Origin of the sequence: Streptomyces sp. NPDC046215 (genome assembly GCF_040646215.1) — a bacterium.
Lineage (GTDB): Bacteria > Actinomycetota > Actinomycetes > Streptomycetales > Streptomycetaceae > Streptomyces > Streptomyces stramineus.
Window position 1 is genome coordinate 1 of the sequence record NZ_JBEYZW010000071.1, and the last position, 26,903, is coordinate 26,903.

22 protein-coding genes and 1 pseudogene are annotated in these 26,903 nt (G+C 73.6%); 4 read left to right on the forward strand and 19 right to left on the reverse strand.

What is annotated here, in order from left to right; genetic code table 11:
- Window positions 1-524: 524 nt before the first annotated feature.
- From ABZ951_RS25520 to rsmH, 16 genes are all read right to left on the reverse strand, one after another.
- Window positions 525-1,742, reverse strand: a complete 1,218-nt coding sequence (locus ABZ951_RS25520; protein ID WP_344097904.1) for a DivIVA domain-containing protein — start codon at window positions 1,740-1,742, stop codon at window positions 525-527.
- A 61-nt stretch (window positions 1,743-1,803) separates the two neighbouring features.
- Entirely contained in the window at window positions 1,804-2,088 is a 285-nt protein-coding gene (locus ABZ951_RS25525) for a YggT family protein (protein WP_344097905.1), read from the reverse strand.
- A gap of 76 nt (window positions 2,089-2,164) precedes the next feature.
- Window positions 2,165-2,767, reverse strand: a complete 603-nt coding sequence (gene sepF, locus ABZ951_RS25530; protein ID WP_087928499.1) for a cell division protein SepF — start codon at window positions 2,765-2,767, stop codon at window positions 2,165-2,167.
- 122 nt (window positions 2,768-2,889) lie between these two features.
- Window positions 2,890-3,609, reverse strand: a complete 720-nt coding sequence (locus tag ABZ951_RS25535) for a YggS family pyridoxal phosphate-dependent enzyme (RefSeq protein WP_344097906.1) — start codon at window positions 3,607-3,609, stop codon at window positions 2,890-2,892.
- A complete protein-coding gene (gene pgeF / locus ABZ951_RS25540) occupies window positions 3,606-4,379 on the reverse strand; it encodes a peptidoglycan editing factor PgeF (protein ID WP_344097907.1) in 774 nt (257 codons plus the stop codon). Before pgeF ends, ABZ951_RS25535 begins: the two co-directional genes overlap by 4 nt.
- A gap of 63 nt (window positions 4,380-4,442) precedes the next feature.
- A complete protein-coding gene (gene ftsZ, locus ABZ951_RS25545) occupies window positions 4,443-5,678 on the reverse strand; it encodes a cell division protein FtsZ (RefSeq protein WP_344097908.1) in 1,236 nt (411 codons plus the stop codon).
- 241 nt (window positions 5,679-5,919) lie between these two features.
- A complete protein-coding gene (locus tag ABZ951_RS25550; RefSeq protein ID WP_344097909.1) occupies window positions 5,920-6,765 on the reverse strand; it encodes an FtsQ-type POTRA domain-containing protein in 846 nt (281 codons plus the stop codon).
- A gap of 31 nt (window positions 6,766-6,796) precedes the next feature.
- Complete coding sequence (gene murG, locus ABZ951_RS25555) at window positions 6,797-7,891, reverse strand: undecaprenyldiphospho-muramoylpentapeptide beta-N-acetylglucosaminyltransferase (RefSeq protein WP_344097910.1); 1,095 nt, start codon at window positions 7,889-7,891, stop codon at window positions 6,797-6,799.
- A 6-nt stretch (window positions 7,892-7,897) separates the two neighbouring features.
- Window positions 7,898-9,307 (reverse strand): putative lipid II flippase FtsW, encoded by a 1,410-nt coding sequence (gene ftsW / locus ABZ951_RS25560; RefSeq protein WP_361280770.1) that lies wholly within the window; start codon window positions 9,305-9,307, stop codon window positions 7,898-7,900.
- Window positions 9,308-9,365: 58 nt separating this feature from the next.
- Window positions 9,366-10,817 carry a UDP-N-acetylmuramoyl-L-alanine--D-glutamate ligase gene (murD, locus tag ABZ951_RS25565; RefSeq protein ID WP_344097999.1) on the reverse strand — a complete coding sequence of 484 codons (1,452 nt, stop codon included), beginning with the start codon at window positions 10,815-10,817 and terminating at the stop codon, window positions 9,366-9,368.
- Window positions 10,799-11,863: a phospho-N-acetylmuramoyl-pentapeptide-transferase gene (gene mraY / locus ABZ951_RS25570; protein ID WP_344097998.1), complete on the reverse strand. Its 1,065-nt coding sequence runs from the start codon at window positions 11,861-11,863 to the stop codon at window positions 10,799-10,801. Before mraY ends, murD begins: the two co-directional genes overlap by 19 nt.
- 5 nt (window positions 11,864-11,868) lie before the next feature.
- A complete protein-coding gene (gene murF / locus ABZ951_RS25575; RefSeq protein WP_344097997.1) occupies window positions 11,869-13,284 on the reverse strand; it encodes a UDP-N-acetylmuramoyl-tripeptide--D-alanyl-D-alanine ligase in 1,416 nt (471 codons plus the stop codon).
- 65 nt (window positions 13,285-13,349) lie between these two features.
- Window positions 13,350-15,050: a UDP-N-acetylmuramoyl-L-alanyl-D-glutamate--2,6-diaminopimelate ligase gene (locus tag ABZ951_RS25580; RefSeq protein ID WP_344097995.1), complete on the reverse strand. Its 1,701-nt coding sequence runs from the start codon at window positions 15,048-15,050 to the stop codon at window positions 13,350-13,352.
- Between the two features lie 13 nt (window positions 15,051-15,063).
- Window positions 15,064-17,001 (reverse strand): penicillin-binding protein 2, encoded by a 1,938-nt coding sequence (locus ABZ951_RS25585; protein WP_361280773.1) that lies wholly within the window; start codon window positions 16,999-17,001, stop codon window positions 15,064-15,066.
- A gap of 4 nt (window positions 17,002-17,005) precedes the next feature.
- Entirely contained in the window at window positions 17,006-17,557 is a 552-nt protein-coding gene (locus tag ABZ951_RS25590; protein ID WP_361280775.1) for a septum formation initiator family protein, read from the reverse strand.
- Window positions 17,554-18,513: a 16S rRNA (cytosine(1402)-N(4))-methyltransferase RsmH gene (gene rsmH, locus ABZ951_RS25595; RefSeq protein WP_344098023.1), complete on the reverse strand. Its 960-nt coding sequence runs from the start codon at window positions 18,511-18,513 to the stop codon at window positions 17,554-17,556. Before rsmH ends, ABZ951_RS25590 begins: the two co-directional genes overlap by 4 nt.
- Before the next feature lie 485 nt (window positions 18,514-18,998).
- On the opposite strand from rsmH, the gene ABZ951_RS25600 reads away from it, so the two are divergent.
- The 4 genes from ABZ951_RS25600 (at window position 18,999) to ABZ951_RS25615 (ending at window position 24,784) form a co-directional block, all read left to right on the forward strand.
- The gene (locus ABZ951_RS25600; RefSeq protein WP_344098022.1) at window positions 18,999-19,553 is read left to right on the forward strand and encodes a carbonic anhydrase; all 555 of its coding nucleotides are present in this window, start codon (window positions 18,999-19,001) and stop codon (window positions 19,551-19,553) included.
- A 154-nt stretch (window positions 19,554-19,707) separates the two neighbouring features.
- On the forward strand, window positions 19,708-20,727 hold the full coding sequence (locus ABZ951_RS25605) for a MoxR family ATPase (protein WP_344098020.1): 1,020 nt from the start codon (window positions 19,708-19,710) through the stop codon (window positions 20,725-20,727).
- A gap of 242 nt (window positions 20,728-20,969) precedes the next feature.
- On the forward strand, window positions 20,970-22,331 hold the full coding sequence (locus tag ABZ951_RS25610; RefSeq protein WP_344098025.1) for a DUF58 domain-containing protein: 1,362 nt from the start codon (window positions 20,970-20,972) through the stop codon (window positions 22,329-22,331).
- Window positions 22,328-24,784 (forward strand): DUF3488 and transglutaminase-like domain-containing protein, encoded by a 2,457-nt coding sequence (locus tag ABZ951_RS25615; RefSeq protein WP_361280778.1) that lies wholly within the window; start codon window positions 22,328-22,330, stop codon window positions 24,782-24,784. The genes ABZ951_RS25610 and ABZ951_RS25615 overlap by 4 nt, the downstream gene beginning before the upstream one ends.
- A 105-nt stretch (window positions 24,785-24,889) precedes the next feature.
- Here the strand turns inward: ABZ951_RS25615 and ABZ951_RS25620 are convergent, their stop codons facing one another.
- From ABZ951_RS25620 to ABZ951_RS25630, 3 genes and pseudogenes are all read right to left on the reverse strand, one after another.
- Window positions 24,890-25,294, reverse strand: a complete 405-nt coding sequence (locus ABZ951_RS25620) for a DUF3040 domain-containing protein (RefSeq protein WP_344097529.1) — start codon at window positions 25,292-25,294, stop codon at window positions 24,890-24,892.
- A 237-nt stretch (window positions 25,295-25,531) separates the two neighbouring features.
- Window positions 25,532-26,296, reverse strand: coding sequence for a methyltransferase (locus tag ABZ951_RS25625; protein ID WP_344097531.1), 765 nt, complete (start codon window positions 26,294-26,296; stop codon window positions 25,532-25,534).
- Window positions 26,297-26,483: 187 nt separating this feature from the next.
- Window positions 26,484-26,840: pseudogene (locus ABZ951_RS25630) on the reverse strand (SAV_6107 family HEPN domain-containing protein); the annotation flags it as partial.
- Between the last annotated feature and the right edge of the window lie 63 nt (window positions 26,841-26,903).

Sequence of the window (26,903 nt, forward strand, 5' to 3'; positions counted from 1 at the left end):
GTCACTGGTTATCAGAGTTGTGCTGTTCCGAACGGGCGTGTATTATGTGCCCGCGGGACGGCAGTCCCGGCCCCGCGCGACGCCGACGCGGGCTGACCGGGGCCCGGGCGGCCGGGCCGTTTTGCTCCGCGGCACCGCGTGCGGGCACTCGCGGTCCCGACGTCCCCGACCCCGCGCGAGCGGCCGGAACGGGCCCCGGGCTGCCGGGCCGTTCCGTCCCCGCGGCACCACGCGCGGGATCCCGCGCCCGCCACCCCCCCCGCCCCCGCCCCCCCCCCCGCCCCGGCCGGCCGGGGCCGCGGGGGGGGCCGGTTCGTTTTGCCCCGCGGCACCGCGTGCGAACACCCACGGCCCCGACGTCCCCGACCCCCTCCGCACGAGCGGCGCACGGGCCGGCCGGGGCCCCGCGGGCTCCGGGGGAAGCCCCCGAGCGGGTACAGACACAGAAAACGGGCCGGGCCCGGGACATCAGTCCCGGGCCCGGCCCGTTGATTGCCGACGGCTCGCGCCGCGACCAGCCGCGACTAGTTGTCGTCCTCGTCGATCAGGAAGCCCCGCATCGGGGACGGAGCCTGCTGCATCGGCTGCTGGCCCTGCGGCCGCACCGGCGCCATCGGCTGCGTCATCGCCGGGGACATCTGCTGCTGACCGCCGTACGACGGGGCACCGCTGCTGTGACCACCCATGGAGGAGTTACCGCCCATGGACGGGTTGCCCCCCATGCTGTGACCGCCCATTCCCGCACCGGCCGGAGCCATGGACCCGCTCATGGAGGGGGCCGCGGGCAGCGACGGGGTGTTGGGGTTGCGCGGCGGGGCCAGCGAGTCGTCCGCCTGGTTCTCCAGCTGGCGCAGCTGGCTCTCCAGGTAGGACTTCAGGCGGGTGCGGTACTCGCGCTCGAAGCCGCGCAGGTCCTCGACCTTGCGCTCCAGCGTGGCGCGGGCGGACTCCAGCGAGCCCATCGCCACGCGGTGCTTCTCCTGCGCGTCCCGCTCCAGGGCGTCGGCCTTTGCGCGGGCGTCCCGCTCCAGACCCTCGGCGCGGCTGCGGGCCTCGCCGACGATCTTGTTGGCCTCGGAACGGGCCTCCGCGATCGCCTGGTCAGCGGTCTGCTGAGCCAGCGACAGCACGCGGGCGGCGCTGTCACCGCCCGGACCCTGACCCGGCTGCGGCAGCTGCGGGCCGGGCCCGCCCATCGGACCGTTCTGGCCCATGCCGTTCTGACCCATGGGACCGTTCTGTCCCATCTGGCCCTGACCCATGCCGTTCTGACCCATCGGACCGTTCTGTCCCATGGGGCCGCCCATGGGGCCACCCATCGGCCCGTTCTGACCCATAGGACCGTTCTGTCCCATCGGGCCGGGGCCGTGCGGACCCTGCGGACCATGGCCGTGACCGCCGGGGCCGGCCGGAAGCTGCGGGGCGCCGCCCGGCAGTTGGGGCGGCCCGCCCATTTGCTGCTGCTGCGGCACCGGCTGCGGTCCGGATATGGCGGCGGGCACCGGCGCGCCTGGTCGTTGGTCCTGCTGCTCGGGCTTGCGCATTCCCTGCTGCTGGTTCTGCGCGGCGGCGCGCGTGGCGGCGGCCAGCTTGGCGCGCAGGTCCTCGTTCTCGCGCAGCAGTTTCGTCAGTTCGGCCTCGACCTCGTCGAGAAAGGCATCGACCTCGTCCTCGTCATAGCCTTCTCGGAGACGGACGGTCGTGAACTGCTTGTTCCGCACGTCCTCGGGGGTCAACGGCATCTCTTCTTCACCTCAACGTAGTCGTCGGCAATCGGCAAGACCGTATCGTTCACAGCCGCGTTCACAGCCGGCTCACGACGGTGATCAGGATGTAGACGATGATCATCAGTACGAAGAAGGACAGGTCGAGCGCCACGCCCCCGAGACGCAGCGGCGGAATGAACCGCCGCAGAAGCTTGAGTGGCGGATCGGTGACAGTGTAGGTCGCCTCCAGGACGACCACCATCGCCTTGCCGGGTTGCCATGAGCGAGCGAACTGGAAGACGTAATCCATCACCAGCCGGAAAATCAGAACGAACAGGAAACAGTACAGCGCGATGTAGATCACCTGCAGTGCGATGCCCATCTCGCGCTTCCCTCTCCCCTTGCTCGTACCCGGCCTGTTAGACCGTCATTCATCCGGCATTGCCCGGTATTGCGTCTCAGCTCTGATTGAAGAACCCGCCCTCTGCGATGCGGGCCTTGTCCTCCGCCGTGACATCGACGTTAGCAGGAGACAGCAGGAACACCTTCTGCGTCACCCGCTCGATGCTCCCGTGAAGACCGAAGACGAGACCGGCGGCGAAGTCGACCAGACGCTTCGCGTCCGTGTCGTCCATCTCCGTCAGGTTCATGATCACCGGGGTGCCTTCGCGGAAGTGTTCCCCGATGGTACGGGCCTCGTTGTAGGTCCGGGGGTGCAATGTCGTGATGCGGTAAGGCTCCCGCTCGGACACAACCTTGGGCATGATCACCGGTGCGTTCTTCTCCAGAGAGTGGCGTTCGGGTGTGATGGACGCCACGGGGGCGATTCGGGCGGGTCGTCCCGTTTCCGCTACGAGCGGAGCGGGTTCGCGCTGGGCAGGCGGCTGGGCGACTCGAACCGGTTCGTCCGGTTGCGTCTGTTGGGACTGATGCTGCTGCCTGCGTCGGTCGGGCTCAGGCTCGGGCTCGAACTCGTCGTCGGGGTCAAAGCCCGGGCCGTCGTACCCATCGTCCTCCACGAGGCCGAGGTAGACCGCCATCTTGCGCATCGCGCCGGCCATTCTCTGCGTCCTCCGCTCTGTGGTGGATCGGCTCCGTCAACGGCGCCTTGGATCCACTTGGTCTGTCCGTCTTTTGACGGGAATGACCATATTTTCTGCTGTGGTCCGACTTCTTGGCGACGTTACCCGAGCCTGGGTCGGACTCCGAGCACCGCCGATCCGACACGTACATGTGTCGCCCCGGCGGCCACGGCGTCATCCAGGTCCGCGCTCATCCCTGCTGACACCATGTTCGCAGCAGGATGGGCCGCGCGCAGGCCCGTTGAGATTTCCTTCAGCCGGTCGAACGCCGCCCGCGGCCGCCCCGCGAAGGGGCCCGCCAGCGGAGCGACCGTCATCACCCCGGCGGCGCGCACCCCTTCGGCGGCGTCCAGGGCCGCGGCCAGTTCGGCGACCCCGTCGGGAGAGACGCCGCCGCGCTCCCCGCGGTTTCCCGACTCGGCGTCAAGAGCCACCTGGACCAGGCAGTCGAGCTGACGCCCGGCGCGGACGGCCGCCGCGGACAGGGCGGTGACCAGTCGGACCCGGTCGACCGAGTGCACCACATCGGCATAACTCGCCACGGAGCGGACCTTGTTCGTCTGCAATTGTCCGACGAAGTGCCAGGTAAGCGGCAAATCGGAGCACTCGGCCGCCTTGGGCGCCGCGTCCTGGTCCCGGTTCTCCGCGACGTGCCGGACGCCGAGTTCGGCGAGGAGGCGGACATCACTTGCGGGGTAGGTCTTGGTGACGACGATGAGCGTCACTTCTTCCCGCTCCCGGCCGGCGGCGGCGCAGGCGCTGAAGATACGTTCCTCCACGCGCGCCAGGTTCCGGGCCAGTTCCGTCTTGCGGTCCGTCACCGCTCCGCCTTCCCCGCGCTGCTTCCGGGGAGGTCCCCGAGCCAGACATAACTCGCAAGCCGCCCCGTGGTGCGCTCGCGCCGGTAAGAGAAGTGGTCCGTCGATTCCAGCGTGCAAATGTGAGATTGTCCGCTGATCTCCACGCCGAGCCGGGCCAGCTGGGCCCGCACCCCGGCGGCGACGTCGACGGCCGGGGTCCCCTGACGGGTGGTCGCCCACGCCTCGGGGACGACCTCGGCGACATCGGCGCGCATCTGCTCGGGCACTTCGTAGCAGAGGCCGCAGACCGAGGGGCCGATGCGGGCGACGATCCGGGCGGGGTCGGCGCCGAGCGCGGTCATCGCCTCGACGGTGGCGGGGACGACGCCGGCGACCAGGCCCGGGCGGCCCGCGTGGGCCGCGCCCGCCACCCCGGCGACCGGGTCGGCGAGCAGGACGGGGGTGCAGTCCGCGGTCAGGACCGCGAGGGCGAGTCCCCGGCGGGTCGTCACCACCGCGTCGACCGCCGGGATCTCCCCGGGCGCGGCGGCGGGGTCCCACGGGCCGTCGACCACGGCCACGTCCCGGCCGTGCACCTGGTTCATCCAGACGACCGCCGCCGGGTCCAGGCCGAGCGAGACGGCCACCCGCTCGCGGTTGGCCCGGACGGCCGCGGGGTCGTCGCCGACGGCGCCGCCCAGATTGAGCTCGTCATACGGAGCGGCGCTCACCCCGCCCCACCTGTCGGTGAAGGCGAAGTGCGCGCCGCTCGCGTGCTTTTCAGATGTCACAGCTTCAGGTGTCACTGCGTGCTGTTGCCCTATCACTGTTGGGCCGCTCACTGTTCGCGGGTGCTACTTGAGGAAGTCCGGCACGTCCAGTTCCTCGGCGGTCGAGTCCTGGTACGGGCGGGCCGGCGGGACCTGCGGCGAGGCGACCGGGGGCGGCGGGAGCTCGTTGACCGGGCTGGTCTCGACCGAGGGCTCCTCGGTGCGCGGCGTGACGCCGCCCAGTCCCCCGAAAGAGGAGCGGGACGGCTCGGCCGGGGCCGGCCGGGTCGGGGCGGCCGAGGCCGGGGCACTCTCCTCGCGACCGCCGTAGGAGGAGCCGAGGACCTTGTCGCGGCTGCCCTTGGCCGGCGGCTGGCCGCCGTCGAAGCCGGCGGCGATGACCGTGACCCGGACCTCGTCACCGAGGGCGTCGTCGATGACGGCACCGAAGATGATGTTGGCCTCGGGGTGCGCGGCCTCGCTGACCAGCTGCGCGGCCTCGTTGATCTCGAAGAGACCGAGGTCGGAGCCGCCGGAGATGGAGAGCAGCACGCCCCGGGCGCCGTCGATCGACGCCTCCAGGAGCGGGGAGGAGATGGCCATCTCGGCCGCGGCCACCGCGCGGTCGTCGCCGCGGGCCGAGCCGATGCCCATGAGGGCCGAGCCCGCCTCGGACATCACGGACTTGACGTCCGCGAAGTCGAGGTTGATCAGGCCCGGGGTGGTGATCAGGTCGGTGATGCCCTGGACGCCCGACAGCAGTACCTGGTCCGCGGACTTGAACGCGTCGAGCACGCTCACCTGACGGTCCGAGATGGACAGCAGTCGGTCATTGGGAATCACGATGAGGGTGTCGACCTCGTCGCGCAGACCCGCGATGCCGTCTTCCGCCTGGTTCGCCCGGCGGCGGCCCTCGAAGGTGAACGGCCGGGTGACCACACCGATCGTCAGGGCGCCCAGCGAGCGGGCGATGTTGGCGACGACGGGGGCGCCACCGGTGCCGGTGCCGCCGCCCTCGCCCGCGGTGACGAAGACCATGTCGGCCCCCTTGAGGACCTCCTCGATCTCCTCGCGGTGGTCCTCGGCCGCCTTGCGGCCGACATCGGGGTTGGCGCCGGCGCCGAGGCCGCGGGTGAGCTCGCGGCCGACGTCGAGCTTGACGTCGGCGTCGCTCATCAGCAGGGCCTGTGCATCGGTGTTGATCGCGATGAACTCGACGCCCTTGAGACCGACCTCGATCATCCGGTTGATGGCGTTCACGCCACCGCCGCCGATGCCGACGACCTTGATGACTGCGAGGTAGTTCTGCGGTGCTGCCACGTCGAAGGCCTCTCGCCTCGAGTTACGTATGCCTGGGGGACGGTTCTGAATGCCGACCCGAACCCTCAACTTGAAGTTTAGGGTTACCGGTGCCGCTGTTCGCTGGGGTTCTCCGAACAGGACACTAAGTCGACAAGTGGCGCGCGTTCAACGAACACGCCGAACCTCCCGTTTTTCTTTTCACCCTATGTGATCACCCATAGCCGTAGCCAGCCAGGGTGGTGGCAGGCCGCGCCGCGCGTCAACTCCCCGACGCCGCCGGAGCACTGGGTGCGCTCACGTCGAAGTGGTCGGCACCCCGCGCCGCTTTCAGCAATGCCGTGAGCGTACGGGCTTTCGCCTCGCCCCGCTCACCACTCCCCCAGACCACCGTCCGACCGCCCGTCAGCTCCAGGGTGATGGAGTCGTACGAGCGCACGCGGATGACGCGGGTGTCCGTACGGACCACCTCGGGCAGTGCCTCCGCCACTCGAACGGCCTCGCGCTCCAGGCGCTGGAGTCCGAACCGGCGCAGGCTCGGCGAGTCCGCCGCCTCCAGCTCCAGCCTCGGCACTCCCTTGGGCGGGCGTTCGACTGTGGCGAAGCGCACGCCGGAACCGTCGATTTCGATAAATTTCCCGCCCTTTTCGACGATGGCCCGGGGCTGCCGCTCGACCACTTCGAGTCGGATTCCGTGCGGCCACGACCGTTCCACGGCCACCGTCTCGATCCTCGGCAGCCGCTCCCGCAGCCGGGCCCCGATGGCGTCGGTGTCCACCGAGATCAGGGGTTCACCGAAGGGGACCTCGGCCGCCTTGCGCACCTCATCGGCCGTCAGGACGCGGGTGCCGGAGACCTCCACGCCGGTGGCGCGGAGCCAGGAGGAGCCGTAGAGCGCCCAGCCGGCGGCCCCGCCGAGGAGCAGGAGGAGGGCCGACCACAGCACGAGCCGGCGCCTGCGGGGCAGCCGGAAGCGCAGCCGGGGCCCCGGGCGGGAGGGGCCCTTGCCCGGCCGGGAGGGGCCGGACCGCGCCGCGCTCTTGGCGTTCCTGCTCTTCGAGTTCTTGCTCTTCGAGCCACCCCGCTGTGCGGTCGTCGGTCCGGCCACGCTCCCCTAGCCTCCAGCTCCTACGGGCACCTCAGCCCGCTCTGCGTGCGGCAATCGCCTCGTACACCATGCCGACGAGCAGCTCGTCGGCGTCGCGGCGCCCGAACTCCGAGGCCGCCCGGGACATCTCGTACAGCCGGTGCGGGTCGGCGAGCACCGGGAGCACCTGGCTCTGCAGCCACTCGGGGCTCAGTTCGGCGTCGTCCACCAGCAGGCCGCCGCCCGCCTTGACCACCGGCTGGGCGTTGAGCCGCTGTTCGCCGTTGCCGATGGGCAGCGGGACGTAGGCGGCCGGCAGCCCGACGGCGGACAGCTCGGCGACGGTCATCGCGCCCGCGCGGCAGAGCATCATGTCCGCCGCGGCGTACGCGAGGTCCATCCGGTCCACGTACGGTACCGGTACATAGGGGGGCATTCCGGGCATGTTGTCCACATGCGGCAGGTCGTTCTTGGGGCCGACCGCGTGCAGGATCTGGATTCCGGAGCGCTGGAGCATCGGCGCGACGGCCTGGATGACCTCGTTCAGCCGGCGCGCGCCCTGGGAGCCGCCGGAGACCAGCAGCGTCGGCACGTTCGGCTCCAGGCCGAAGTACGCCCGGGCCTCGTAGCGGACCGCGGCCCGGTCGAGGGTGGCGATGGTGCGGCGCAGCGGGATCCCGACGTAGCGGGCGTTGCGCAGCTTGCTGTCCGGGGTGGACACCGCGACGGACGCGGCGTAGCGCGAGCCGATCTTGTTGGCGAGGCCGGGGCGGGCGTTGGCCTCGTGCACGATGATCGGCACGCCGAGCCGCTTGGCGGCCAGGTAGCCGGGCAGGGCCACGTAGCCGCCGAAGCCGACGACGCAGTCGGCCTTGGTGCGCTCCAGGATCTGCTCGGCGGCCTTGATGGTGCCGCGCAGCCGCCCCGGAACGGTGATCAGCTCGGGGGTGGGCTTGCGGGGCAGGGGCACGGCGGGGATCAGCCCCAGTTCATAGCCCCGCTCGGGCACCAGGCGGGTCTCCAGACCCCGCTCCGTGCCGAGCGCCGTGATCCCCACGGTCGGGTCCTGCCTGCGCAGGGCGTCCGCGAGGGCGAGCGCGGGCTCGATGTGGCCGGCGGTCCCCCCGCCGGCGAGTACGACATGCACCGAAATTCACCGCTCTCCGGACGGTCGCTTCTTGACGCGCCGTCTCATCGTCTTCCATCTCACCCCAGGCTGCCGCATGGCCAGAGCAGCCCGCGCACCGGGTTCATCGCGTGCGAAGGCGATCAGCAGCCCAATGGCGAACATGGTCGGCAGCAGGGCGGACCCTCCGTAGGAGAACAGCGGGAGCGGGACACCGGCGATCGGCAGCAGGCCGAGCACCGCACCGATGTTGACCACGGCCTGGGCCGTGATCCAGGTGGTCACACCTCCCGCGGCATACCTCACGAAGGGATCCTCCGTGCGTCCGGCCACGCGGATACCCGCATAGCCTAGAGCCGCGAAGAGGGCGAGTACCGACAGCGTCCCCGCGAGACCGAGTTCCTCGCCGGTGATGGCGAAGATGAAGTCCGTATGGGGTTCGGGGAGTTCGCCCCATTTCTCCACACTCGCTCCGAGGCCCGCGCCGAACCATCCTCCATTGGCCAGAGCATAGATGCCGTGCACGGCCTGCCAGCACTGGTCTTTGGTGCCGGGGTCGGTCGCGCCGATGCAGGCGAGGCGGGACATGCGGTTGGCGCTGGTCTTGATGAACAGGAACGCGAGGACGGCGGTGACGCCGAACACACCCGCGAACAGCCGGGTGGGGGCGCCGGCCACCCACAGCAGCCCGAGCAGCACCGCGGTGAGGACGACGGTGGTGCCCATGTCGCCGCCCAGCATGATCAGGCCGAGCAGGACGAAGGTGACGGGCACCAGCGGCACCAGGAGGTGCTTCCACTGGGTGAGCAGCCTCTTGGCCTGCTTGCGGGCCAGCAGGTCGGCGCCCCAGAGGACGAGCGCGAGCTTGGCGAACTCGCTGGGCTGGAGCTGGAAGGGGCCGCCGAGGGAGATCCAGTTGGTGTTGCCGTTGATGGTCTCGCCGATGCCGGGCACCTGGACCAGGCAGAGCAGGAAGAGCGAACCGGCCAGCGCCGGATAGGCGAAGACCCGCAGCAGCTTGACGGGCATCCGGGCGGCCGTGAGCAGCAGGACGGTGCCGATGGCGGCCGCCAGCAGCTGCTTGCGGAAGAAGAAGCTGGGCGGCAGGCCGTTCTGCATGGCCTTGATCTGGGAGGCGGAGTAGACCATCACCAGGCCGAGCACGGTGATCAGCAGGGAGCCGCCGAGCACCAGGTAGTAGGCGGTCAGCGGCCGGTCCCAGGCGCGCTTGGCCCGCAGGTGCAGCGTCCGCAGGCCGCCCAGCACGGTGCCGCGGGGGGGCCGGGGACCCCGGGGGCCCCCGGAGCCGGTGGCGGCCCGCCCACGGGCCGCGGCGGGGCGGGCGGGGCGGGAGCGGGCGGCGGGGCCGCGCAGGGCCCGGGGCACCGGGCCCCGCGCGGCCGCGCCGCCGCCTCGCGCGGTGTGGTCGGCGTGCATCCGGGATTCCCTCCGCTGGTGTCCCGCGCCGCCCGCCCGCGCCACGGGGACCGTGCGGCTACTCGTCCGCGGCGCAGCCCGGGTCCGGGGCCGCGAGGGCCCGGACCGCGTCGGCGAAGGCCTCGCCGCGCTTGTTGTAGTTGACGAACATATCCATCGAGGCGCACGCCGGGGCCATCAGCACGGTGTCCCCCGGTCCGGCGAGCCGTGCCGCTTCCCGGACCGCCGCGGCCATCGCCCCAGTGTCCGTCCGGTCGAGGTCCACCACCGGCACATCGGCGGCGTGTCGCGCCAGGGCTTCAGCGATCAGGGCCCGGTCGGCGCCGATGAGGACGGCGCCGCGCAGCCGCTTCGCGGACTTCTTCACCAGCTCGTCGAAGGTGGCGCCCTTGGCGAGGCCGCCGGCGATCCACACGATCGACTCGTAGGCGGCCAGGGACGCCTCGGCGGCGTGGGTGTTGGTGGCCTTGGAGTCGTCCACGTAGGCGACGCCGTCGACGTCGGCCACGTGGGCGATGCGGTGCGCGTCGGGGGTGAAGGCGCGCAGGCCGTCGCGGACGGCCGCGGGCTCCACGCCGAAGGCGCGGGCGAGGGCGGCGGCCGCGAGGGCGTTGGCGATGTTGTGGGGGGCGGCGGGGGTGACGTCGGAGGTCTCGGCGAGCTCCTGGGCGTTCGTCCGCCGGTCGGCCACGAAGGCCCGGTCGACGAGGAGGCCCTCGACGACGCCGAGCTCGGAGAGGCCGGGGGCGCCCAGGGTGAAGCCGATGGCGCGGCAGCCCTCCTCGACGTCGGCCTGCTCCACCAGGCGCTCGGTGGCCGGGTCGTCGGCGTTGTAGACGCAGGCGACCTGGTTGCCCTCGAAGATGCGGCCCTTGTCGACGGCGTACGCGCGCATCGACCCGTGCCAGTCGAGGTGGTCCGGCGCAAGGTTGAGCACGGCCGCGGAGTGCGGGCGCACCGAGGGCGCCCAGTGCAGCTGGTAGCTGGAGAGCTCGACGGCGAGGACGTCGTAGGGCTCGCCGGAGAGCACGACGTCGATGATGGGGGTGCCGATGTTCCCGACGGCGGCGGTGCGCAGCCCGGCGGCCTCCAGGATGGAGGCGAGCATCTGCACGGTGGTGGTCTTGCCGTTGGTGCCGGTGACCGCGAGCCAGGGGGCGGCGCTCGCGCCGGGCAGGGCGCGCAGGCGCCAGGCGATCTCGACGTCACCCACCACGTCCACGCCGGCCTCGGCGGCCGCGGCGAAGAGCGGGCTGCCGGGCTGCCAGCCGGGCGAGGTGACGACCAGCTCCGTGCCGGCGGGCAGGGTCGCCGCGTCGCCGAGGCGCACGGTGACGCCCGCGGCCTCCAGGGGGGTGGCGCGCTCGCGCAGCGCCGGGCTGTCCCCGCCGTCGACGACGGTGACCCGTGCGCCGAGGCCGGCCAGGGCGCGGGCGGCGCTGACGCCGCTCACGCCGAGGCCGGCGACGGTGATGTTCATGCCGGTGAAGCTCACTTGATGGCCAGCCATCCGGTGTAGAAGATGCCGAGTCCGACGGCGACGCACAGGCCCTGGATGATCCAGAAGCGGACCACCACAAGGACCTCGCTCCACCCCTTGAGTTCGAAGTGGTGCTGGAGCGGCGCCATCTTGAAGACGCGCTTGCCGGTCAGCTTGAAGGAGCCGACCTGGATCACGACGGACATCGTGATGAGGACGAACAGGCCGCCGAGGAGGGCGATCAGCAACTCGGTGCGGGAGCAGATCGCGAGGCCCGCGAGGGCGCCGCCGAGGGCGAGCGAGCCGGTGTCGCCCATGAAGATCTTGGCGGGCGAGGTGTTCCACCACAGGAAGCCGAAGCAGGAGCCCATCAGGGCCGAGGCGACGACCGCGAGGTCGAGCGGGTCGCGGACCTCGTAGCAGGCGGCGCCGGCGGTCAGCGGGTTGCCGCAGGACTGGCCGTGCTGCCAGGTGCCGATGAATACGTAGGCGCCGAAGACCATCACGGAGGCGCCGGTGGCGAGGCCGTCGAGACCGTCGGTGAGGTTCACGCCGTTCGACATCGCGAGGATCATGAACAGCGCCCAGACCACGAAGATGACCGGGCCGACGGACCAGCCGAAGTCCTGCGTGAAGGACAGCTTGGTGGAGGCCGGGGTCTGGCCGCGGGTGTCGGAGAACTGCAGCGCGAGCACCGCGAAGGCGATGCCGACGATGAGCTGGCCGGCCATCTTGGCCTTGGCGCGCAGGCCCAGCGACCGCTGCTTGACGATCTTGATGTAGTCGTCGAGGAAGCCGACGAGGCCCATGCCGGCCATCAGGAACAGCACCAGCAGACCGGAGACGGTCGGCGAGTGGCTGGTGATGACCTTCGTCAGCGCGTAGGCGATGAGCGTGGCCAGGATGAAGGCGATGCCGCCCATGGTGGGCGTACCGCGCTTGCTGTGGTGCTCGCGCGGGCCGTCGTCCCGGATGAACTGGCCGTAGCCCTTGCGGGCCAGGAACTTGATCAGCAGCGGGGTGCCGATCAGGGTCAGCAGGAGACCGATGACACCGGCGAAGAGGATCTGGTTCATCTGCGTCAGACCTCGCCCTCGCCCGTGAGCAGCTGCTGCGCGACCCACTCCAGACCGACCGACCTGGACGCCTTCACCAGCACGACGTCACCCGGGCGCAGCTCGCTGCGCAACAGGTCGACCGCCGCCTGCGCGTCGGACACGTGCACCGACTCCTCACCCCACGAACCCTCGTTATAGGCGCCCATGCGCAGCCAGGCCGCTTCCTTGTCCCCGACTGCCACGAGCTTGCTGACGTTGAGCCGGACGGCGAGCCGTCCGACCGCGTCGTGCTCGGCGAGTGACTCCTCGCCGAGCTCGGCCATCCGACCGAGCACCGCCCACGTGCGGCCCCCCTTCGCCGTGGCGGCTTCGCCCATGGCGGCCAGCGCGCGGAGCGCGGCTTTCATGGATTCGGGGTTCGCGTTGTAGGCGTCGTTGACGATCGTCACGCCGTCCGCGCGCTCGGTGACCTCCATCCGCCAGCGGGAGAGCTGGCCCGCGGCGGAGAGCGCGGAGGCGATCTCGTGCGCGGGCATGCCCAGCTCATGGGCGACGGCGGCGGCGGCGAGCGCGTTCGACACGTGGTGCTCACCGTACAGCCGCATGGTCACGTCGCCGCACCCGGTGGGTGTGTGAAGCGTGAAGGAGGGCTGTCCGGCGGCGGTGAGGCGGACGTTCTCGGCGCGGACGTCGGCGTCCGCGGACTCGCCGAAGAGGACGATGCGGGCCTTGGTGCGGCTGCTCATGGCGCGCACGAGGGGGTCGTCGGCGTTGAGGACGGCCACGCCGCCCGCGTCGGCCGGCGGCAGGGCCTCGACCAGCTCGCCCTTGGCGACGGCGATCTGCTCCCGGCCGCCGAACTCGCCGACGTGGGCGGTGCCGACGTTGAGCACGAGGCCGACGCGCGGCGGGGTGATCTCGGTGAGGTAGTGAATGTGGCCGATTCCGCGCGCTCCCATTTCGAGCACGAGGGTGTGGGTGCCGGCGTCGGCGCGCAGGGCGGTGACCGGCAGGCCGATCTCGTTGTTCAGCGAACCGGGGGTCCACACGGTGGGGCCGAGCCGCTCCAGGAGCTGGGCGATCAGGTCCTTGGTGCTGGTCTTGCCGGCCGAGCCCGTGAGCGCGACGACGGTGGTGCCGAGCCGGTCGACGACGGCGCGCGCCAGGACGCCGAGGGCGGCGACGACGTCGTCGACGACGATGGCGGGCACGCCGACGGGCCGGTCGGCCAGGACGGCGACCGCGCCGGCGGCGACGGCGCGCTCGGCGTAGTCGTGGCCGTCGACGCGTTCGCCGGCGAACGCGGCGAAGAGGCTGCCGGGCCGCACGTCACGGGAGTCGATGACGACCGGGCCGTCGGCGATGAGGCCCGGGTCCGGTATGTCGTGCTGCTGCCCGCCGACGATGGCGGCGATCTCGGCGAGGGTCAGGGCGATCACCGGGAATCACCTCCGGCCGTTCGGGAGAGCTTCCGGGGGGAGGGTTGTGCGCGCATGGCGGTCTGTCATCCCTGGTCGTTCCGGTGCGTGGGCAACGAACGCGACTGCGCGGCCTCGACGGCTTCGCGCAGCACCTGGCGGTCGTCGAAGGGGCGTACGACCCCGGCGATGTCCTGGCCCTGCTCATGGCCCTTGCCGAGGACCAGGACGGTGTCGCCGGGCTCGGCGCGGGCGACGGCGGCGGCGATGGCGTCGGCCCGCTCCTCCGCGAGGAGGACGGTGCCGCGCTCGTGGGCGGGTACCTCGGCGGCGCCCGCGAGCATGGTGGCGAGGATCGCGAGGGGGTCCTCGGAGCGCGGGTTGTCGGAGGTCAGTACGGCGGTGTCGGCGAGGCGGGCCAGGGCCGCGCCCATGGGGGCGCGCTTGGTGGTGTCGCGGTCGCCGCCGCAGCCGAGGACGGCGTGGATCCGGCCGTCGGTGACCTTGCGCAGGGCGCGCAGAACCGATTCGACGGCGTCGGTCTTGTGGGCGTAGTCGACGACGGCCAGATAGGGCTGGCCGGCGTCCACCCGCTCCAGCCGGCCCGGGACGCCGGGGACGGCCGCGACGCCGTCGGCGGCGGTCTGCGGGTCGATCCCGGCGACGACGAGGGAGGTGATGGCGGCGAGGGCGTTGGCGACGTTGAACGGGCCGGCCAGCGGCGCCTTGGCCCGCAGGCTCTCGCCGTTCGGGCCGAGGACGGTGAAGGTCGAGTCGAACGGGCCGATCTCGACGTCCGCCGCGCGCCAGTCGGCGTCGGGGTGGCCCTCGGCGGAGAAGGTGGTGACCGGGACCTCGGACGCGCCGGCGGCGAGCCTGCGCCCGTACTCGTCGTCGAGGTTCACGACGCCGACGCGGCTGCGGGCCTTGGTGAAGAGCTCGGCCTTGGCCTGGAAGTAGTCCTCCATGCCCGAGTGGAACTCCATGTGCTCCGGGCTGAGGTTGTTGAAGACGGCGACGTCGAAGACGCAGCCGTCGACGCGGCCGAGCACCAGGGCGTGGCTGGAGACCTCCATGGCGACCGAGGCGACGCCGCGCTCGCGCATGACGGCGAAGAGCGCCTGCAGGTCGGTGGCCTCGGGGGTGGTGCGCTCGGACTTGATCCGCTCGTCGCCGATGCGGGACTCGACGGTGCCGATCAGGCCCGTCAGCCCCCCGGATTCCCCGGCGGCGGCCTTCAGACCGCCCTCGATGAGGTAGGCGGTGGTGGTCTTGCCGGAGGTGCCGGTGATGCCGATCTGGAGCAGGTCGCGGCCCGGGTGCCCGTAGATCGTGGCCGCCAGCTCGCCCATCCGGGCGCGCGGGTCGGCGACGGTGAGGACGGGCAGGCCGGTGGCGGCGGCGCGCTCGGCGCCCGCCGGGTCGGTCAGCACGGCCACGGCGCCGAGCCCCGCGGCCTGGGCGGAGAAGTCCGCGCCGTGGAAGCGGGCGCCGGGCAGGGCGGCGTAGATGTCGCCCGGCCGCACGGCCCGGGAGTCGTGGGTGATGCCGGTGGCGGCGGCCTCCTGCGGGGCCCGTGGCGCGGTGATGCCCAGCTGACCGGCCAGCTCCGCGAGGGGCGCGGGGCGGACCTGGGTGGGGCGGGGCGCTCCCGGCGCTGCGGCGGGGGCGGTCTGGGACTGATCAGCGTGTGGCACGGCGGTGAGCGTACCGGGCGCACCCGCCCCGTCGCGAAGCGAGGGGCCCGCCGGGCCGCGGTTCCCCGGATCGGGCGTGATCGTCGTCACGGCCGGCCCCGGCTCACTCGTCGCCGTAGGAGACCGGCAGCCGCGGGGGCTGCGCGCCGGACGGGGGCACCTGGAGGGATTTCAGCGCGAACTCCATCACCTGCTTGTAGACGGGGCCGCAGATCTGGCCACCGAAGTAACTGCCCCGGGTGGGGTTCTGGATGGCGCAGTAGACGGTGACCCGGGGCTGGTCGGCGGGGGCGAAGCCGGCGAAGGACGCGGTGTAGCCGTGGTAGCGGCCGGTGCGCGGATCCACCCGGTTGGACGTGCCGGTCTTCCCCGCGACGCGGTAGCCGGGGATCTTCGCCTTGGTGCCGGTGCCGTCCCGGTCGTCGACGACGGACTCCAGCATGGTGGCGAGGCTCTTGGCGGTCTCCTCGCTCACCACCCGGGTCCGCGGCGGGGCCGGGGCGGGGGTGAAGCGGCCGTCGGGGCCCTTGGTGCCGCGCACCAGCGTGGGCCGGACCCGCTCGCCGCCGCCCGCGATGGTGGAGTAGACGGACGCGGCCTGCACGGCGTTCAGGGAGAGGCCCTGGCCGAAGGGGATGGTGTGCTGCTGGGAGGCGCTCCACTTCTGCGGCGGGGCGAGGATGCCGGGCGTCTCGCCGGGGAAGCCGAGGCCGGTGGGCTCGCCGATGCCGAATTTCCGCAGGTAGGAGTGGAGGACGCGGTTGGCCTGGGGCTGGTCCTTGCCCAGTTGTTCGGCGGCGAGGATCGTGCCGATGTTGCTGGACTTGGCGAGCACTCCGTTGAGGGTGAGGTGCCAGGTGGCGTGGTCGACGTCGTCGGCGAAGGCACGGTCGGCGCGGGGCAGCCGGTTGGGCACCTCGACGTGCGTGGCCGGGGTCGCCGCGCCCTCTTCCAGGACGGCCGCCATGGTCATCACCTTGCTGACACTGCCCGGCTCGTAGGCGTCCTGGAGGGCCGCGTTGCCCAGGGCGGAGCTGTCGGCGTGGGCGAGGTCGTTGGGGTCGTAGCCGGGGGCGTTGGCCATGGCCAGGATCTCCCCGCTGCGGGTGTCCTGGACGACGACGTAGCCGCGGTCCGCGGCGGACTCCCGCACCTGCCGGGTGATGGCGCTCTGGGCGGCCCACTGGATGTCGCGGTCGAGGGTCAGCTCGACGGTGGAGCCGGGCACGGCGGGCTTCTCCTGGACGTCCCCGGTGGGCACCTGCCGGCCGAAGGACTGGGCGCGGACGAGCTTGCCGTCGCGGCCGGCGAGGACCGCGTCGAGCTGGGCCTCGATGCCGCCGCCGCCGCGGCCCTCGGAGTTGACGAAGCCCAGTATCCCGGCGGCCAGGTCGCCGTTGGGGTAGACGCGCTTGCTGTGGGGTTCGCTGTTGACGCCCGCGAGGACGTTCACCCCGCGCTTCTTCGCCGCCCGGTCGGCGGCCGCCTTCTTCAGCTCCTTGATCCGGTTCCAGACCTTGGGGGTCTGCTGCCGGGCGAGGACGACGTACTTGGACGCGGGGTTGGCGGTGAGCTTCCGCTCCAGCACGTCCGGCTGCTCGTCGAGCACGGGCGCGAGGAGCTCGGCGGCCTGCCGGGCGGCGCCCTCGGCCTTGATCCGTTCGGGGGTCAGCAGGTCGGGCGCGGCCGTGATGTCGTAGGCGTCGACGGTGGTGGCCAGGGCCACGCCGGAGCGGTCGGTGATGGCCCCGCGCTCCGCGGCCAGGGTGACGGGGATGTAGCGGTTGACGTTGGCGCGGGCCGCGTACGCCTCGGCGTCGACGGCCTGCACCTGGAGCAGCCGCACCGTGAACACCAGCAGCACGATCGTCAGGCCGAGGCCGACCAGCCGCAGCCGGGGCCGCGGGCTGCCGAGCCGCAGGACCTGGGAGCCGGGCCGGGGGCGGGCCGGCGGCCGGGCGGCGGGCCGGGCCGGGCCCGGGACGCCACGGCGGCCGGGGCCGGGCTGCCTGGGGGGCCGGCCCCCGGGGAAAATCGGCACAGCGTCACCTGCCGGTGGTCGGGGCGGACTTCTTGGCCGTGGGGGCAGGGGGTACGGGCGCCACACCGGGGAGGGGGGCGGCCGGACGGATCACCGCCGGCCCGGCGGCCTCGGGCGCGGCGGACGGCTCGGGCGCGGGGACCGGAGCCGGCTCGGGGACGGTGTAGGCGGCCGGGTCCACGCCCTCGGGGAGGGCCGGGGCCGGGGAGCCGCGGACGGTGCCGTCCGGGCTGAGGAAGGCCGGGGTGCCGCCGGGGACCATGCCCAGCTGCCGGGCGCGGTTCGCCAGGGCGTCCGGGGCGGCCAGCCGGTCGACCTCCTGCTGCAGGGCCTGCTGCTCGTCCGTCAGCTCGGTGGTCTTGCGCTGGAGCCTGCTGAGTTCGAAGGAGCCCTGGTTGAGCGAGGAGTTCAGGAGCAGCAGCGAGATCAGGCCGGAGCCGAGCAGGACGACGACCAGCAGGACGAACGGTGTCCGTTTCGCCCCGGCCGTGCCCGGCACCCGCAGCCGGGACAGCCGTGCGCTCCGGCTGTCCCGGCCGCGGGCCGCTGCTGTCATGGGGTGTCCTCCCGGATGCGTTCGGCGCCGCGCAGCCGGGCGGGGGCGGCCCGCCGGTTCTCGGCGACCTCTTCCTCGGTGGGCAGTTCGGCGCCGCGGGTGAGCAGCTTCAGCCGGGGCTGGTAGCGCTCGGGCACGACGGGCAGGCCGGGGGGCGCGGTGTTGGCGGCGCCCGCCGCGAGGACCTGCTTGACGATGCGGTCCTCCAGCGACTGGTAGGACAGCACGGCGATCCGGCCGCCGACCGCGAGCGAGGCGACGGCCGCCGGGATGGCCTGCTCGACGCTGGCGAGCTCGGCGTTGACCTCGATGCGCAGGGCCTGGAAGGTGCGCTTGGCGGGGTTGCCGCCGGTGCGCTTGGCGGCCTGCGGCAGGGCGTCGCGGATCAGCTCCACCAGGCGGGCGCTGTTGGTGAACGGCTCCTTGGCGCGCGCCTTGACGACGGCCTCGACGATCCGCTTGGCCTGCTTCTCCTCGCCGTAGGAGCGCAGGATGCGCACCAGGTCGCCGGGCGCGTAGGTGTTGAGGACCTCGGCCGCGCTGATGCCGCTCGTCTGGTCCATGCGCATGTCCAGCGGGGCGTCCTGCGCGTAGGCGAAACCGCGGTCGGCCTCGTCCAGCTGCATGGAGGAGACGCCGAGGTCGAAGAGGACGCCCTGGACGCGCGGGATGCCGAGCCGGTCCAGGACGTCGGGCAGCTCGTGGTAGACGGCGCGGACCAGGGTGGCGCGGTCGCCGAAGGGGGCGAGCCGCTCACCGGCGAGGGCGAGGGCGGTGGGGTCGCGGTCGAGGGCGACGAGCCGGGCCTCGGGAAACCTCTCCAGCAGCGCCTCGCTGTGTCCGCCGGCGCCCAGGGTGCAGTCGACGACGACCGCGCCGGGCTCGGTGAGGGCGGGAGCGAGCATGTCCAGGCAGCGCTGGAGCATGACGGGGACGTGTCGCGCGTTGCTGCTCATGCGCCCTTCTGAGAATTCGGCGGTTCGGCCCGGGGTCGGCGACGCCCGGTCGGGCGCGGGCGTACGTACCGCCGGGTCCCCGCCCGCCCCGAGGGGAAGCGGCCGGCCCGGGCACCGGGGAAGGGGTGTCAGGCGACCGGGGAGCGGGAGGAGGCCGAGGGATACGTTCGCGTCGCGCACGTGCGGTTTTTCCGGTTCCAAGGGGAGCATCTGGCCTCCCACTTCGCGCCACTTTAGTCCACTCGTCCCCTCGGTCAACCAACCGGCCAGCGCGTCCCGGCCCCGGCGTGGGGCGGCCGCAAGGCCACGTGAAGATCATGACGAGGGGCCCGGCCGACCTCGGCGGAACCGGGCGGAAAGGGACACTCACCCGTACGGCGGCATACCCGGCCTCCCTGTGGCTTCCCTCACAGAGTGGTAGGTCAGGGATATTTTCTGCCCGGCAGAACGGGCCGAGGGCCCCATCGCCGACTACCTTCGTTCCTATGTCGATATCCGCTTCCCAGCCGGCACCGCAGAGTCCCGACGGCCCCCACGAGGCGGAAACGGTCACGGACCGTCTCGTCGAGGCCAACGCCAAGTACGCCGCCGCCTTCACCGACCCCGGCATGGACGCCCGCCCCGTCCTCAAGGTGGCCGTCGTCGCCTGTATGGACGCCCGCCTCGACCTGCACGCGGCGCTCGGGCTGCAGCTCGGCGACTGCCACACCATCCGCAACGCCGGCGGTGTGGTCACCGACGACATCATCCGCTCGCTGACCATCAGCCAGCGGGCCCTGGGGACCCGTTCCGTGGTGCTCATCCACCACACCGGCTGCGGTCTGCTGACCCTGACCGAGGACTTCCGCCACGACATCGAGGCCGAGGTCGGGCAGCGCCCGGCGTGGGCGGTGGAGGCGTTCAAGGACCTGGAGCAGGATGTACGCCAGTCCATGCAGCGCGTCCGGACGTCGCCGTTCCTGCCGCACACGGAGGACGTGCGCGGTTTCATCTTCGACGTGACGACGGGCCTGCTGCGGGAGATCGACCCGCGGCACTGATTGTCCACAGGCGGTGACGCGACGCCGCACGGGCGGCCAGAATGCGTAGGTGGGCGCCGCCACCGCGGCCGCGGTGGCGCGTCGTCCGCATTTCGGGGCGGGCCCCGGTCCGACACACCGGGCCCCGGCCCGCAGGACGGGCCGAGGAGGGCCGGTGACGACCTATGACGAGCGGGCGAGCCGCAGCGATCTGACCACCACCGCCGAGCGGGTCCGCGGGGCGGTGGAGAGCGTGATCGAGGGCAAGCCGGAAGTCGTACGGCTCTCGCTGACCGTCCTGCTGGCCGAGGGGCACCTCCTGATCGAGGACGTGCCGGGGGTGGGCAAGACCATGCTCGCCAAGGCGCTGGCCCGGTCGGTCGACTGCTCGGTGCGGCGCATCCAGTTCACCCCGGACCTCCTGCCGTCGGACATCACGGGTGTGAGCGTCTTCGACCAGCAGCGGCGGGACTTCGAGTTCAAACCCGGCGCGATCTTCGCGCAGATCGTGATCGGGGACGAGATCAACCGCGCCTCGCCCAAGTCCCAGTCGGCGCTGCTGGAGTCGATGGAGGAGCGGCAGGTCACCGTCGACGGCCGCACCTACGAACTGCCCAGCCCCTTCATGGTGGTGGCCACGCAGAACCCGGTCGAGATGGAGGGCACCTACCCGCTGCCCGAGGCCCAGCGCGACCGCTTCATGGCCCGGGTCTCCATGGGCTACCCGAGCCCGGAGGCCGAGCTGCGCATGCTGGACGCGCACGGCGTCGTCCCCCCGCTGGACGACCTCCAGCCGGTCGCCCACGCCCACGACATCCTCAAGCTCATCGACACCGCCCGCGCGGTCCATGTCGCGGACTCCGTGCGGCGGTACGCGGTCGACCTGGTCGGCGCGACCCGCCACCACCCCGACCTCAGACTCGGCGCGTCGCCGCGTGCGACGCTGCACCTGGTGCGGGCGGCGAAGGCCGCGGCGGCACTGGCCGGCCGCGAGTACGTCCTGCCCGACGACGTCCAGGCCCTGGCCGTGGCGGTGCTCGCGCACCGGCTGCTGCCCACCGCACAGGCCCAGCTCGGCCGGCGCACGGCCGAGCAGGTTGTCCTGGAGATCCTCCAGCGCGTCCCCGTCCCCGACCCGTCCGCCCAGGCGTGGCGGGCGCCGCACGGCCGGCCGCCGGGCGCGCGGGGGCTGTGATGGCCCCGGGGGAGGCGTCGGGCGCCGCGGGCGCCGGACACACGGGGAGCACGGGGAGCCCGGGGAGCCCGGGGAGCCCGGGGAGCCCGGGGAGCCCGGGGAGCCCGGGGAGCCCGGGGAGCACGGGGAGCACGGGGAGCCCGGGGAGCCCGGGGAGCACGGGGAGCACGGGGAGCACGGGGAGCCCGGGGAGCCCGGGGAGCACGGGGAGCACGGGGAGCACAGAGGACACCGGAAGCAGCCTGTGGACGGCGCTCGGCGGGCTGACCACCCGCGGCCGCTCGTTCCTCGCCGCCGGCCTTGCCGCCGCCGGGTGCAGCTACGTCCTGGGCCAGGCCGATCTGCTCCGGGTGGGGCTGCTGCTGGCCGTGCTGCCCCTGGTGTGTGTGATCGTGCTGCACCGCACCCGTCACCGGGTCACCGGCAGCCGCCGGCTCGCCCCGGCCCGGGTGTCCGCCGCCGCCGAGGCCCGGGTGCAGCTGCGCATCGACAACGTCTCGCGGCTGCCCACGGGCCTGCTGATGCTGCAGGACCGGGTGCCCTACGTCCTGGGGCCGCGCCCGCGCTTCGTCCTGGACCGGGTGGAGCCGGGCGGGCGGCGCGAGGTGTCCTACCGGGTCCGCTCCGACCTGCGCGGGCGCTACCCCCTCGGGCCGCTGCAGCTGCGGCTGACGGACCCGTTCGGGATGTGCGAGCTGACCCGCGGCTTCAGCGCCTACGACACCCTGACCGTCGTCCCGCGCGTCGAACCGCTGCCCGCGGTGCGCCTGGGCGGCGACGCCGCGGGCTACGGCGACGGGCGGCAGCGGTCGCTCACCCTGGCCGGCGAGGACGACGTCATCCCGCGCGGCTACCGCCACGGCGACGACCTGCGCCGGGTCCACTGGCGCTCCACCGCGCGCCACGGCGAGCTGATGGTGCGCCGCGAGGAGCAGCCCCGGCGGGCCCACTGCACCATCCTGCTGGACACCCGGGAGACCGCCTACGAGGGCGGGGGGCCCGAGGCCCCCTTCGAGTGGGCGGTGTCCGGGGCGGCCTCGGCCGCGGTGCACCTGCTGGAGCGCGGCTTCTCGGTGCGGCTGCTGACCGACACCGGCAGCCCGGTGCCCGGCCCGGACGGCCCGGGCGGCCGCCCCGGCGCCTTCCACCACTCCGCGGACGCGGCGGGGCCGCTCCTGGACGGCCTGGCCGTCGTCGACCACTCCGAGAGCGACGACCTCTCCCCCGCCCATGAGGCGCTGCGCGGCGGCGAGGGCCTGCTGGTGGCCTTCCTCGGCGGCCTGGACGACCGGCAGGCTGCCGAGGCCGCGGGCCTCCGCGGCCGCGGTACGGCCGTCGCCTTCGTCCTGGACCCGGCCGCCTGGGCCCACGACGTCCGGGACGCGCGGGCACAGGAGGAGGGCGAGCGGCGGCTGCGCATCCTGCGCGACGCGGGCTGGACGGCCCTGCCCGTGGCCCCGGGGGCGTCGCTGGCCGAGCTGTGGCAGCGGGCGGGCGCGCCCCCGGAGAGCCGTACCGCTCCTCCTGTCGCCGCCGTCCCGCATCCCCCGGCTCCCCCGGGCCCCCCGTCTCCCTTCGCGCCGCCGGCGGGAGGGCCCGGATGAGCGCGCGGGTACGGCTCGCGGTGTGCGCGGCGGTGGCCACGCTGGCGGCGTCGTGCGCGCTGCTGCCTCTCGTCGAGTCCACGGCCTGGATGCTGCAGGCAGCGCTGCTGCTCGCCGTCGTGACGGCGGTGGGCTCCCTCACCCGCCGGGTGGCCCCGGCCGGGGCCGTGGCGGTGGCGGCGCAGGCGCTGACGGCCCTGGTCCTGCTCACCGTGGTCTTCGCCCGGGACCGGGCGCTCGGCGGGTTCCTGCCGGGCCCCGAGGTGATCCGGGAGTTCGGGCAGCTCCTCCAGGACGGCGTGGACGACGTCGGCCGGTACGCCATTCCCGCCCCGGCGACGGCGGGCATCAGACTGCTGCTGGTCGGCGGCGTGCTGGTGGTGGGCCTCGCCGTGGACGCCCTGGCGGTGACGTACCGCAGCGCCGCCCCCGCCGGGCTGCCGCTGCTCGCGCTGTACTCCGTCGCGGCCGGGCTGTCCCAGGGCGGTGCGGACTGGCTGTGGTTCCTGGCCGCCGCGGGCGGCTATCTGCTGCTGCTCCTGGCCGAGGGCCGGGACCGGCTCGACCGCTGGGGCCGCGTCTTCGGCGGTGGCGCGGCGCCGGGCCGGGTCAGCGCGCCGGTGCGCACGGGCCGGCGCATCGGAGCGCTCGTCCTCGGCATCGCGCTGGCGGTCCCGGCGGCCCTGCCCTCGATGGAGAGCGGGCTGCTGGCGCCGCGGGGCGGGGCCGGCGGAGGAGGCGACGGCGACAGCCGCGTCTTCTCCGGCGTCCGGCCGCTGGTGGCCCTGCAGAACAGCCTCAACCAGCCGGAGAACCGGGAGGTCCTGCGGTACCGCACCTCCACCGACAGTGCCCGTGACATGTATCTGCGCGTCGTCGCGCTCGACCGGTTCGACGGCGCGTCGTGGCAGTCCTCCAAGCGCCCGGTCACGGCCGTGCCGGAGGTCCTGCCGGCCCCCGCCGGGCTCGACCCCGGCGTCCGCACGGACGTGGTCAACACCTCGGTCTCCGCCGCCGGCACCTACGCGCAGGACTACCTGCCGCTGCCCTACCCCGCCGAGCGGGTCCGGGTCGACGGCCGGTGGCGGTACGAGCCGGAGGGCCGCACCCTGGTCGGCGACCGCGGGCAGGACACCCGGGGTGCGCGCTACCAGGTGTCGAGCCTGCTGGTGGAGCCGACGGCCGCGCAGCTCGCGGCCGCGCCCGCGCCGCGGGAGCGGGTGCTGCGCGAGTACACCGAGGTGCCGGAGTCCCTGCCGAAGTCGGTGTCCGCGACGGCCCGGAGCGTGACCGCCGGTTCGGCGAACACCTACGAGCAGGCGGTGAAGCTGCAGGACTGGTTCTCGGTCAACGGCGGCTTCCGCTACGACACCGAGGTCGCGTCGGGCAGCGGCAGTGACGCCGTCGCGAAGTTCCTCCGGGACAAGGAGGGCTTTTGCGTCCACTTCTCCTTCGCCATGGCGGCCATGGCGCGGACGCTGGGCATCCCCGCGCGGGTGGCGGTGGGGTTCACCCCCGGCACCCCGCTGGCGGACGGCTCGATGTCCGTCGGCACCAAGGACGCGCACGCCTGGCCCGAGCTGTACTTCGAGGGCGCGGGCTGGACCCGCTTCGAGCCGACCCCGAGCCGGGGCACGACGCCCGACTACACGGCCGCGCAGGAGCCGGCCGCCGACGACCCGGGGGCGCCGAGCCCGCTGCCCGACCGGCAGGCGGCCCCGCCCCGGGCCCCCGCGGCGCCGGACGGCTGCGCCCCGGAGTCCCGGAAGCTCGACGGGTGCCCGGCCACCGCCCAGGAGATCGGTGGCGGTGGCACGGCGGGCGGCGGGCTCTCGCCGGGCACCGCGGCGGGCGTCGCGGCGGCCGCGGTGGCCGTCCTGGGGCTGCCCCTGCTGCCACTGCTGTGGCGCCGGCGCGTCCGGGCGAAACGGCTCGGCGGCCCGGGCCGGCACGCGGATCCGGCCCGGCCGCCCGATTCGCCGACGCCGCCGGGGCCGGCCGGTGCCGGGCCGGCCGCGCCGGTGGTGGAGCGGACCCTGGCGGCCTGGCGCGAACTGACGGACTCGGCGTGGGACTACGGCATCCTGCCCGACGCCTCCCGGACGCCGCGGAGCGCGGCCGCTCGGATCGTCGCGCTCGGGCGGCTGGACGCGGCGGCGGCCGAGGCCGCGGGCCGGGTGGCCGCGGCGGTCGAGCAGGCGCTGTACGCCCCCGCGCCCCGGCCGGTGGCCGGTCTGGCGGAGGATGTCGGCCGGGTCCGGTCGGGGCTGCGCGCCACGGCGGGCCGGGGGGCCCGGGTCCGGGCCCAGCTGGCACCGCGCTCGGCGGTCCGGGTGCCGCGGGGCTGCTCGCGGCGCTGGTCCGCGGCGGTCGCCCGGCTGCGGTCCGGGCGGTCGGCGGCGGCCTGGCGCCGGGCGCGCGGGGCGCTCCGCCCTTCCCGGCAGCGCGCCTGACGGTTCGTCATGCCGCGGGGCGGCGGCCGGGGAACGCAAAAGGCGTGGGGCCCGGGATCATCGATCCGGGCCCCACGCCACAAGGCGAAGAGAGAACGGCAGGGCTCAGTGGCCCTGTTCGTCACGACGGCGCTGCCACCGCTGCTCGATGCGGTCCATCACGGTGCGACGCTGCCGGGCCGTGTGGCCGCGGCCGGGTGTCCCCGCGGGGCCGGCGGCACCCTGCGCGCCGGGCCTGGGCGCCTTGCGCCAGCCGGTGACCGCCAGAGCCGCGCAGCCCAGCATGACGAGGAACCCCACCACGCTGATCCAGTACTGCCCCGGAATCATCACGCCGGTCATCAGGAGCGCGATGCCCACCAGAAATCCGGCGACCGCTTGGTAGACCCGTCGCCGGGTGTACGTACGCAGGCCGCTGCCCTCGAGCGCTGTCGCGAACTTGGGATCTTCGGCGTACAGCGCTCGCTCCATCTGCTCGAGCATGCGCTGCTCGTGCTCCGAGAGCGGCACGGAGTCCTCCTACTCGTCGGTCGCGGGGGGCGACCGGGTGCGACCCTTTCAGGATAGGCAGGGAATCGCCCCCGTGAAACCCGCCCCTCTGCGCCAATTCGCCCACCGCTGCCGGGGTGGCGAGCGGTGGTGTCGGGACGTACATTCCCTCTCCGTCGACGCGCCATGCCGGACGGTGTCCCCCGATCATACGGGGCGAAGCGGCTGATCGGGTGGCCTGTGACCTACTGCGTGCGGTCAGCCACGCTCGGCCAGTACATGCAGTTGAGTGGCCACCGAGTGGAAGGCGGGCAGCTCGGCCGCGGCGGCCTCCAGCTGCAGCAGCGCGTCCATGGCGCCGGGCTCGGCGTCGAGCAGCACGCCGGGCACCAGATCGGCGAAGACCCGCACGCCGTGGACGGCGCCGATCTCCAGGCCGGCGGCCCCGACGAGCTCCGCCAGCTGGTCGGCGGTGAACCGGCGCGGCACCGGGTCGCCCGAGCCCCAGTGGCCGGCGGGGTCGGTGAGGACCTGGCGGGCCTCGGAGAAGTGCCCGGCCAGGGCCCGGGCGAGCACGGCACCGCCCTGGCCCGCGGCCAGCAGGCTCAGGGTGCCGGCCGGGCGCAGCGCCTCGACGACGTTGCGGACGCCCTCGGCGGGGTCGTCGACGTATTCCAGGACGCCGTGGCACAGCACCGCGTCGTAGGCGCCGCGCTCCACCACGTCGAACAGGCCGTGGGCGTCGCCCTGGACGCCGCGCACCCGCTCGGCGACCCCCGCCTCGGCGGCCCGGCGCTCCAGCGCGAACAGGGCGTTGGGGCTGGGGTCGACGACGGTGACGCGGTGGCCGAGGCGGGCGACGGGAACCGCGAAGTTCCCGGAGCCGCCACCGGTGTCGAGGACCTCCAGCGCCCCGCCGGCACCCTGCCCGGCGGCCTTGACCCGGCGGTCCAGGGCGTCCCGCAGGACCTCCCAGACCACGGCGGTACGGAGGGACGCCCGGGGGCGCAGCGGGTCTGACACGGCGGGTGGCTCCTCGGCGGTGGAGACGACAGGTAACGACAGGTGACGGCAGGTGCAGAGAGGTGAAGACGGGTGGAGACGGGTACGGAAGCGGCGGGCGGCCGGAGCGGACGTCCGGCTGCCTCGGGCGGCTCCAGCCTAATGGGCCGCGCGCCCGCCGTTCGCTGCGACGCCCGGCGGAGCGGCGTCAGCCCGCCTCGCGCCCGGGTGCCGGGTGCCGGGGCCGGAACAGGAGCATCCGCTCGACCAGGCGCAGGAAGGCCGTCGCGTCCCGCAGCAGGTCCTCGGCGTCGCGGTCGCTCGCGGCGGACCGTATGCCCGCTTCCGCGCGGGCCCGGCGGGCGGCACCGGCGGCGAACCGGGCGCTCCACTCCGCCAGTTCGGGCACGACCTCCGGCAGGACCTCCCAGGCGCTGCGGATGCGGTGGCGGCGCCGCTCGGAGGTCTCGGGGCGGGCGTGGACGGCGAGCACGGCGGCCGCGGTGCGCAGGGCGGCGAGGTGGGCGGTGGCGTACCGCTCGTGCGGGGGCCGGGGGGCGGCCGCGGCCGCCAGGGCGTGTCTTACGGGTCAGCCCGGATCAGGCCGCGGCGTCCGGTGCAGGGGGCA

Bases quoted from the DNA above. Each gene is read 5' to 3' on its own strand.
- ABZ951_RS25520 (WP_344097904.1), bottom strand. From the start codon at position 1,742: ATGCCGTTGACCCCCGAGGACGTGCGGAACAAGCAGTTCACGACCGTC.
- ABZ951_RS25525 (WP_344097905.1), bottom strand. From the start codon at position 2,088: ATGGGCATCGCACTGCAGGTGATCTACATCGCGCTGTACTGTTTCCTG.
- sepF (WP_087928499.1), bottom strand. From the start codon at position 2,767: ATGGCCGGCGCGATGCGCAAGATGGCGGTCTACCTCGGCCTCGTGGAG.
- ftsW (WP_361280770.1), bottom strand. From the start codon at position 9,307: ATGCACGCCGACCACACCGCGCGAGGCGGCGGCGCGGCCGCGCGGGGC.
- murD (WP_344097999.1), bottom strand. From the start codon at position 10,817: ATGGCTGGCCATCAAGTGAGCTTCACCGGCATGAACATCACCGTCGCC.
- mraY (WP_344097998.1), bottom strand. From the start codon at position 11,863: ATGAACCAGATCCTCTTCGCCGGTGTCATCGGTCTCCTGCTGACCCTG.
- ABZ951_RS25590 (WP_361280775.1), bottom strand. From the start codon at position 17,557: ATGACAGCAGCGGCCCGCGGCCGGGACAGCCGGAGCGCACGGCTGTCC.
- rsmH (WP_344098023.1), bottom strand. From the start codon at position 18,513: ATGAGCAGCAACGCGCGACACGTCCCCGTCATGCTCCAGCGCTGCCTG.
- ABZ951_RS25600 (WP_344098022.1), top strand. From the start codon at position 18,999: ATGTCGATATCCGCTTCCCAGCCGGCACCGCAGAGTCCCGACGGCCCC.
- ABZ951_RS25615 (WP_361280778.1), top strand. From the start codon at position 22,328: ATGAGCGCGCGGGTACGGCTCGCGGTGTGCGCGGCGGTGGCCACGCTG.